This window comes from Planomicrobium sp. CPCC 101110 (genome assembly GCF_007859395.1).
Lineage (GTDB): Bacteria > Bacillota > Bacilli > Bacillales_A > Planococcaceae > Planococcus.
In genome coordinates this window covers 1-8,140 of record NZ_VOHD01000005.1, presented here as the reverse complement: position 1 = coordinate 8,140, position 8,140 = coordinate 1, and the positions used below count along the sequence as shown (strand labels likewise).

Sequence of the window (8,140 nt, the reverse complement as noted above, 5' to 3'; positions counted from 1 at the left end):
GAAAAGAGCATAAGGGAAAACTGCTATCACTTTCGGTGCTAGCCCAGGCGGAGCCTGGGGTTTTCCTGATATCATCAAAATGCATGAAATGCCTCCATGTGGAGGCCCCTAAAAACGGCCCGTTGCCTCCATATGGAGGCATCTTTTTTTCTGGCTGCAGGACAATAAAAAAAGAAAACTGGATAAAAAAGAGCTTCATTTTCCAGAAAGATCTATACAGCTAAAATGGATCTCCAAAACAAAAACGAAGCGTTTTTTTGCTGAAAAAAAGTGGTACAAAACTGTACCAACCGCCAAAAAATGCTGTCACAAACTTGTGACAAACCGGAAAAAAGAGTGTCACAAAAGTGTGCCAAAACCGAAATTTGGCGCAAGCATTTAAACCCCAGGCTCTGCCTGGTCTTGCAATGAAATTGCAAGCACGTTTTCCTTATGCTCTTTTCGCTGTTTTTTCAGGTCGTGCGCAAATTTATTGAATCAACGGTAGCACAGAAAAAAATCCGGAACGCTGTTCATTTTTAGCAAAAAGAACGTTCCGGATTTTTTGTTTTTTTAATTTTTTTGGTTCTTCTTTCTAGCAAAATCCTCTTTCTTTTTTGCTAACTGCCGGAGCGTTTCTGCTTTCAGTTCTTCAAGTTCTGGACTGGCATCAGCAGATTCATACGGTTCATCTTTTGTCGTGAACCACTCTGGCAACATTTCCGTTCTTCCGGTGGTCCGGGCTTCTGCCGGCTGCAGATCGGCAAAGGTAATGCGCCCACCGGCTTCATAGATTTCCCACGCAGAAGTGATTTTGGATTTGATAAATCCGAGAGGATTTTTTACCGTTTTTTCTTCGTTGACGTAGCGAATCAGCATCTCTAATTCCTTTTCCGTGTCCTTATGCCAGATCAATGAAGCGCCCTGGTGCAACTGGGAAAAGAAGAGGGAATCGAATTGATACCCTTCGGCCAACTCATTCAATCGAACACGCAGCTCGTCCAATTCATTGAATTCTTTTGTCGGTTCTGAGTGATTTTCCAAACTTGGCAATCGAATTTCTTTTTCAGGAGCATGACGAATTATGAATTCGATTCCTACTACACTACGTCCTTTTTTAAGTTCTTTAATGCTAATAGAAAGATCTGTTTTTTCATTTACTTCTTCAAGTGCAGGATTCAATACCCTAGCTTTTAAATTTGCATACCTAGGATATTTTTTACTTTCAACCCCCATTTTTTCTCTGAAATTTTCAATAGTACAAGACCATTTTCCAAGATGTTGCCACTTTTTCATAAGTTCATATAATCGTATTGAATACGTACTTTTTAACGATAGTATATTGCTAAGACGATATGTAGTGAATGTGTTTTTAAGTTGTAAGAGATAAGGTTTTAATTTTGGTGAAAAAGATAAATCTATGATTCCTTCACCTTTCTGATACTCAGCACTGGATATCCAGTTAGCAAATAACCAACCTCCGTCAGCACGAGGAATTTCAATACTTTTAGACATTAAGTCTTTAGTAATTTCTTTTAGTTCCGTATATTTTGCGCTTCCTTCTAACCCTAACATCTCACTAAATTCTTTTACAGAGATCCGATAATCTTTAAAATCTTCATCTGTCGGTTGAATCATACTCACCATTGTCAGTACTATTTTCTGTTCTCTGACAGATAAAGGGTTAGTATGCCGAGCCTCAATCAAGTCATTTCTTTGCGCTACTAAATAGTTCTCCTGCATATAACTCCTCCATCTATAACTTTTGTAAAATACAAGTTATCTTAAATTAAACTCTAAATAAAATTTTTTCAGTAGTCAACCTTAATATAACAAATAATATTTAAATGTTATATTTGGAACCGAAAATGTAATAGTTAAGACCGAAAGTGTTACCTTTAAGGAACCGAAAGTGTTACCTTTAAGACCGAAAGTGTTACCTTTAAGACCGAAAGTGTTACCTTTAAATCGTTTGAACCCTTGATAGCAAAGGGTTTTTAATACCTCTAAATCACTTAAAACAAAGAACTTAATCAAAATATATAAAAACACCAACAACACGCGCATGCGCGCAAGAGAACTGGTGGTGGGGTGAAAGATGGGACCGAAAGTGTGGCTTTTCAAAATTAACATCAAGATCAAAAGAATTTGCTAGAAAATCAGTTCAGTTGTCTCCTGTATTTTCAACAGGATTGCCTAAGTGCTTAGAACCCCTCTAAAAACGATTTTTAGAAAAAAGACGAACTGAGGGAAGTCCAATTCTTAAAAAGTCTTAGAACCCCCTTAAATGGCTTTTTTTGACTATATAAAAAAACGATGAACACACTTTGGATATTTCCAGGCGTGTTCATCGTTTTAGAGCCGAAAGCTCTTCAGGTTGCTCTCGATCTGTTCGTCTGTGATGCCGATGTAGCGCAGCGTGACGTTCGGATGCGTGTGGTTGAGGATGTTCTGCAGCTCGGCAATGTCCCGGAACTGCTTGTAATGCCAGTAGCCGAACGTCTTGCGCAGGGTGTGTGTGCCGATGCCGTCGGGCATATCGGCCATCTGGGCCGCCTTGTTGAGCTGCCGGTACGCCTGGACCCTTGTGATGGGGGTTTGCCCTTTCCGGCTCGGAAACAGCCATTCGGAGCCGTTTAACGTGGCGATATAGGCGTTTAGCTCATCATAGATGTTGCCGAGGTGGATGGTCCGGCGCTTCCCGGTCTTGCCTTCCCGTAAAGAGACGACCTGTTTGCCCTGGATCTCGCTCGTTTTGATTTTTAACAGGTCCCCGACCCGCAGCCCCGAATTGATGCCCAGGAGAAACAGGAGGTAATCCCGTTCGCCGCACCACTTTTTCAGGCTCCATTTCATGTCCTCAATCTGGTCCAGTGACCGAATCGGCTGCACATCTTTGATTTCGTGTTGTTTATTCACGAGAAGCTCCTTTCCAAGAAAGCAACGGTGCAGTTACGGTTACCGCAAAAAGAGAGGATAGAAGCTGCAAAAGCAAATTCGGATAATCCAAGAAAAAGGTAACACTGAAAAACAAGGCAAATACCAGAAGATAGCGATAAATCATGGAAAGTTTCCTCCTTCAGCTTTTAGATTGTAGACGCTGGTTTTATATTGGATAAATCACCTATGTACTTGATTACTTAAGGATTTTTGTCAAAAACAAAAAAGCGCCCTCAAGATAAAATGAGCCCAGTGGAATCAACGATCTGAATGTATCATTTTTTCGCGCAATTTCAGTTTCGCTTGTTTTTTTCGGGAAGTCAATGGAATGGAGGTTTTGAATGTAACTTAATTTAGAATAAGTTACATTCGCTGTTTATTAGTTTTCCCTCCATGCTATCGATCAAAAGCTAAAAAGGAATATGATTGTGTGCTGATTCTGATAGCGACTTTTCCCATTTATCAGGATGCTCTTCGAGTTTGTGTTCGTCTTCATTTAAATTGAATTTTCTATCTAAACCAGCTTCACGAATTAAATCATCAAACTCATCACGTAATATTTCTCGGTCAATAGATCGTCCTTTTGCGACATAAAAGAGATGTGGATTAATCATAAATCCATTTTTATTTTTGAAAATAAATTGCTCCTCCCGAAGCTTTTTAATGGACTTTGAAACGTTCCCTTTATCCATATTCAATGCTTCAGATATTTCTTTTTGTTTTAAATAAGCTGTATTGTCATCAAATTTCATTTTTTCACAAAGGAGGAACAAGACTCTATAATCTGTGCTATTGAGGTTAGAACTATGTAAATGTTTAAACCATCCTAGAGCGAATGCTCCCCAATAAACTCCGTTTCCAATTCTTTTTCGCCTCACCATGTTAAACTCCTTTTGTTGTATTAAAAACAACTTTTTTTGTTTTTGTTGAAATTTACACAACTTTTATATGTTTATTTCACAACTTTTTTTAAGAAATTAAAAAACACAAATGCTTTCACACCAATGTTTTATTAGGTTTTTTTCAATTATTGTATCGCTTCCCTATATAATAGATAAAATCTATAATAAAGTAAATTAAAAAAGCTTTCCCTTCCAGCAAGATACTTTCTAGAAAATAAAAATTAATCTTCTTTTAGATTATAGAAAGGGTGATCGACAATGAACCTTAGAATCGATAAAAAAAGCGATGCAATTGAACTCAAGCTCTCTGTGAATTATTGGATCATAAAGATTTTAATTGTTGTCTTGTTTTCATCAGGATTTACTTACTTTTTTTTCTAATAAAAAGAACAGTCCTAGTAAGCAGGACTGTTCTTTTGAAGAAATCAGACAGTTGAAGCTAGCAAAAGCCATTGTTAGCTTTACAAACGTTTTAATACGTCAGATTTTTTACTATGCAAATATGAGACATCAAGGGTGTGGTCTCTGTAGAACGTCTTAAATAAGCAGCTTAAACGCCTACTTAAGTAAAGAGCATTCTCCTATAAAAAATAAAAATTTGTTCTTTTATAATTTGAGAAAGAAAACTATTTTATATGTCATGAATTTACAAAAAAATCTAAATATACTCCTTGACTATTACCAATATTTTATGGATAATGAAAAGATGGGTTAATTGTATTTTCTTATATGTTAATCCATAGCTATTCAGAATAAACCTGATTCTTGGCAAAAAAAAATAAGCCATGATCGGCTTTTTTGTTGTGAAAAATTCCAGGGTATTTCCCTGTTTATATATAGCAAGAGTGTTTTGCAATGCAGCTGGTAACTGCGTTGGGTTTACCAAAAAATACTGAAAGGGTTGGTCGACAATTGCATAATTTGCTTGATTTTTCTCCTGTAAGTAGAAAGGAGAATGAAACCTATGGAAAAGCGTGTTTTAGATTTACTACTAGGATTGTGTATTGGCCAATATGTGCCATTTACATTCGTAGCATTCGGCATTACTGTGCATTGGGCTTTGGTCGGGCTATGCACATTGTGGCTTCTTCGTTTGGCAATGAAATTTTGCGAATTTCTTTGGAAGAAGTTGATTAAAGCAATAAGACTTGAGTTAGAGAAAAAATAAATTATAGGATGTTAGCGCATCCCATTAATGTCCTGAGCTGTTAGCGCAGCTTAGGATTTTTTCTTTTTATTAAATTAATACAGTTTAAAAGGTAACTCTATTAATTAGATTATCACATAAAAACATTAAAAAACAAGAAAAAGCTTTAAATATCTTTAAAATGCTTCTGTAATTTTATGTTTTTTCCACTTTTTATGTTTTTAAAACTTTTTAGAAAGAGTTATCTTCTTACTTCAATGTAATGAAATCTATTAATAAAAATATATAAGTTTCACTTTAGTTATTAATTCAGAATAAGTTATTAGGTATTTTGCTACAATTCAAATAACAAAACCACTTAGTAGACCTAAGGAGAGAATCAGATGGAAGTTAAGAAAACAGGAATAATTGAATATAAAATTTTTAAGGAACGAGATTTAAAAAAATTAATTGAGTTTTTGATGAATCTAAAAGAAGAGATAAACCATGAAAGAACTGAGCTGAGACTTGAAATCCATTTCGAAGATGGAACTACCAATATTGGCTATGATACATCTGTACTTGATGATACCAAGATAATAAAATCAGTTGTATTTAGTTTGACCAACTATTCTTTGAACAAGAAAATATATATATATATTAAATATTTATCTAATGATTATTCAGTGGCAGGGGAAGATCAAGATTGGGTAAATGCAAAATTTACAAAGATTAAAGAGATAATTGAAACAACACCAAAACAAAATTTTTTGTTATCTAATCATGAAAGTCAATCTCTAATCGGGTACTTATTTGGATTAACATTTGCTATATTTTTATTCTTGTCTTTCTTCTCCAACATAATTGATGAACAGAATGGAGATTCTATAAAAATTTTTATCTCCATTGCATTCTCAATAATGGTGGGTCAAATAATTTCTAAATTGTTGCTAAACCAATGGTTATTTAAATTGTATCCAGAAATTGAGTTTGATACGACATTAGCTCATATAAATAAAAATCAGAAGAAAAGAAGTGTTACATGGACTATTGCTATCCTTGTATTTCTACCTTTAATTTTAAACTTTATTTCCAGCCATATATTTTAGTAAATCGAACTTTTTATAAAGGCTAGATTTAAAAGCATATTATTGTAAGCGAAGGTAACTTAACTGCGCTTAAGTTACCTTCGCTTACTAATCTTTGCTCCAAAACTTCCACTTGGATTTTGCCGGCGCTTTTTTCAATTCGTCCAGGTCGCTCTGCAGCTGCTGGACCAAAGCCAGAAGCTGTTCTTCACGTTCCTGGCTCTTTTTCATTTCGTTTTTCATGTCTGCAAGCACTTCCGTATGATCCACTGGATCGCGCAATTGATTTTTCGGCTGCTGTTGCACGAGTTGCTGCAGCTCACTGATTTTCTGATTCTGGCTCATCAATAATTCGACAATCTGATTAAGGGATTGCGGAGCAACCACCAAATCCGTATCGATACGCTTTACTTCTCCCCCGAACCGGTCCAATAATTTAGCCTCAACTTCTTCAAAATTAGTCCGTTTAATCCCTTTTGTTCGCTGCGCTTGAATGGTTTCGGCAATCAGCTGGATCCGTTCCACTTGTTCTTCGGTGTAAACCCGTTGATGATTCTGTTTGGGGTCTTTCACGACTTCTCCAAGCCAATCCCGTTTTTCCCATTCCCGAAGTTGATGGGCTTCAAGATTCAGCTCTTTTACCAGCCGACCGATTGGAATGCGCATATTTTCACCCCTTAAATTTAGCTTTAATTAAGTTTAAATATAGCTTTATTTTATGCTTCTTTTAGGCTGAAAGATACTGATTTAACAGCATTTCTAGAAAAAACAAAAAGAAGATGCTACAAGCCAGCACCTTCTCCACTTTTCTGTTAGAGGACTTCCGATAAGTTGGGATATGTAAACTTGAATTTTTCTAATATAGTCGGCCAAATTCGATTCGGTAACAAGGTCTAATAGACAACTTCATGATTCTAGAAAAATTTCGATAGACTGTAGAAATTTCTCTTCAAATCAATCTAGCTCTTCAAGTTCAATTAAGGTCTCATCATACCAAACATCTTCATAGTCTCCTGCAATCAAAAAACGCCACCCTGGTGCCAGCCCCAGATATTTTTCTATTCCTGGTATCCATTCTTCAATATGAGTTAAGTGCAAGGGAACGAAAAAATCCGGATCTTCAGAAAAACCTTCTCCTCCCCAGATATACCAACCTGTTGTATCTCCTTCCGGCGGTATACGCATGCCATTAATCGGTAAAACACCATCTTTAACATTTAAGGCAATTCCTACTTTCAACTCTTTTTGTGCTTCATAAAATTTTGCGTTATATTTTTTGCAGATTTTCATTTGCTGGTGAACGGTAAAAATTTTTTTCATTGCGAGGCCCTCTTTTCTTTTTTTAGATATGAAACTATGTATTTTCTTTTTCTGTTTAATTTCCTAGATTACTTTTATTCTTTCCTTAACTTTATTAAATATAAATGTATATTTGAAGCTGGATTTCCGAACGAATTATTGCTGTTTTTTTATCTTTATCTATTCATTTTTCACATCCGAAGGCGACATGTGAATCCCTTTCACCATCCCGATTTGGGGGTGGTGTATAACTGGGCACTCCTGGATTTTTACACTACTAGATGAATCAAAGCAGGAACACGCCTTCTTCTCAAAAAAATAGAATCTACGAAACCCTTGTATAATACGAACCGTAGTATTTAGAAAGAGGTGTAACGGTAATGTTAGAGAACAAATACAAAGATCTAATGACAAAATTCATTAAGAATGAACTATCAGCCGACGAATTTCAAACACTGTACATGAAAAAATTTATTGAGTGGGATGATCGAATGACTGAAGCTCAATATAAGATTTTGAATGCTGTATTTGAAGCAGCAGATTGCTATTGGCATGAATGTCTTCCGGGGCAAGAAACTCCATTTGAAATTTCAGAGCAACAACTTCGAAAAGAAGTTATTGAAGCAGTGAATGAATTAAATAAATTAATGGCCAATCAATAGTTTATGACTCAAAGCGAGAAAAGAGCATAAGGGAAAACTGCTATCACTTTCGGTGCTAGCCCAGGCGGAGCCTGGGGTTTTCCTGATATCATCAAAATGCATGAAATGCCTCCATGTGGAGGCCCCTAAAAACGGCCCGTTGCC

General features: G+C 36.1%; 9 protein-coding genes. 3 read left to right on the top strand and 6 right to left on the bottom strand.

What is annotated here, in order from left to right; translation table 11 throughout:
• Window positions 1-552: 552 nt before the first annotated feature.
• The 4 genes from FQV30_RS07870 to FQV30_RS07860 all read right to left on the bottom strand — a co-directional run bounded on the left by FQV30_RS07870 (window position 553) and on the right by FQV30_RS07860 (window position 3,800).
• Entirely contained in the window at window positions 553-1,722 is a 1,170-nt protein-coding gene (locus FQV30_RS07870) for a replication initiation protein (RefSeq protein WP_146499619.1), read from the bottom strand.
• 612 nt (window positions 1,723-2,334) lie between these two features.
• Entirely contained in the window at window positions 2,335-2,835 is a 501-nt protein-coding gene (locus FQV30_RS07865) for a tyrosine-type recombinase/integrase (protein ID WP_186725573.1), read from the bottom strand.
• A gap of 55 nt (window positions 2,836-2,890) precedes the next feature.
• Window positions 2,891-3,043: a hypothetical protein gene (locus FQV30_RS17920; RefSeq protein WP_186725572.1), complete on the bottom strand. Its 153-nt coding sequence runs from the start codon at window positions 3,041-3,043 to the stop codon at window positions 2,891-2,893.
• Window positions 3,044-3,329: 286 nt separating this feature from the next.
• On the bottom strand, window positions 3,330-3,800 hold the full coding sequence (locus FQV30_RS07860) for a winged helix-turn-helix domain-containing protein (RefSeq protein WP_255473366.1): 471 nt from the start codon (window positions 3,798-3,800) through the stop codon (window positions 3,330-3,332).
• An 876-nt stretch (window positions 3,801-4,676) separates the two neighbouring features.
• Here FQV30_RS07860 and FQV30_RS17915 point away from each other — a divergent pair.
• Both FQV30_RS17915 and FQV30_RS07850 read left to right on the top strand, forming a co-directional pair.
• A complete protein-coding gene (locus tag FQV30_RS17915) occupies window positions 4,677-4,958 on the top strand; it encodes a hypothetical protein (RefSeq protein ID WP_186725571.1) in 282 nt (93 codons plus the stop codon).
• Between the two features lie 393 nt (window positions 4,959-5,351).
• Window positions 5,352-6,056 (top strand): hypothetical protein, encoded by a 705-nt coding sequence (locus FQV30_RS07850; RefSeq protein ID WP_146499616.1) that lies wholly within the window; start codon window positions 5,352-5,354, stop codon window positions 6,054-6,056.
• A gap of 87 nt (window positions 6,057-6,143) precedes the next feature.
• Here the strand turns inward: FQV30_RS07850 and FQV30_RS07845 are convergent, their stop codons facing one another.
• Both FQV30_RS07845 and FQV30_RS07840 read right to left on the bottom strand, forming a co-directional pair.
• Window positions 6,144-6,701 carry a MerR family transcriptional regulator gene (locus FQV30_RS07845; RefSeq protein ID WP_146499615.1) on the bottom strand — a complete coding sequence of 186 codons (558 nt, stop codon included), beginning with the start codon at window positions 6,699-6,701 and terminating at the stop codon, window positions 6,144-6,146.
• A gap of 288 nt (window positions 6,702-6,989) precedes the next feature.
• Window positions 6,990-7,355 carry an immunity protein Imm33 domain-containing protein gene (locus FQV30_RS07840; RefSeq protein ID WP_146499614.1) on the bottom strand — a complete coding sequence of 122 codons (366 nt, stop codon included), beginning with the start codon at window positions 7,353-7,355 and terminating at the stop codon, window positions 6,990-6,992.
• 359 nt (window positions 7,356-7,714) lie between these two features.
• Here FQV30_RS07840 and FQV30_RS07835 point away from each other — a divergent pair, with 359 nt between their 5' ends.
• The gene (locus FQV30_RS07835) at window positions 7,715-7,996 is read left to right on the top strand and encodes a colicin immunity domain-containing protein (protein WP_146499613.1); all 282 of its coding nucleotides are present in this window, start codon (window positions 7,715-7,717) and stop codon (window positions 7,994-7,996) included.
• The last annotated feature ends 144 nt before the right edge of the window (window positions 7,997-8,140 follow it).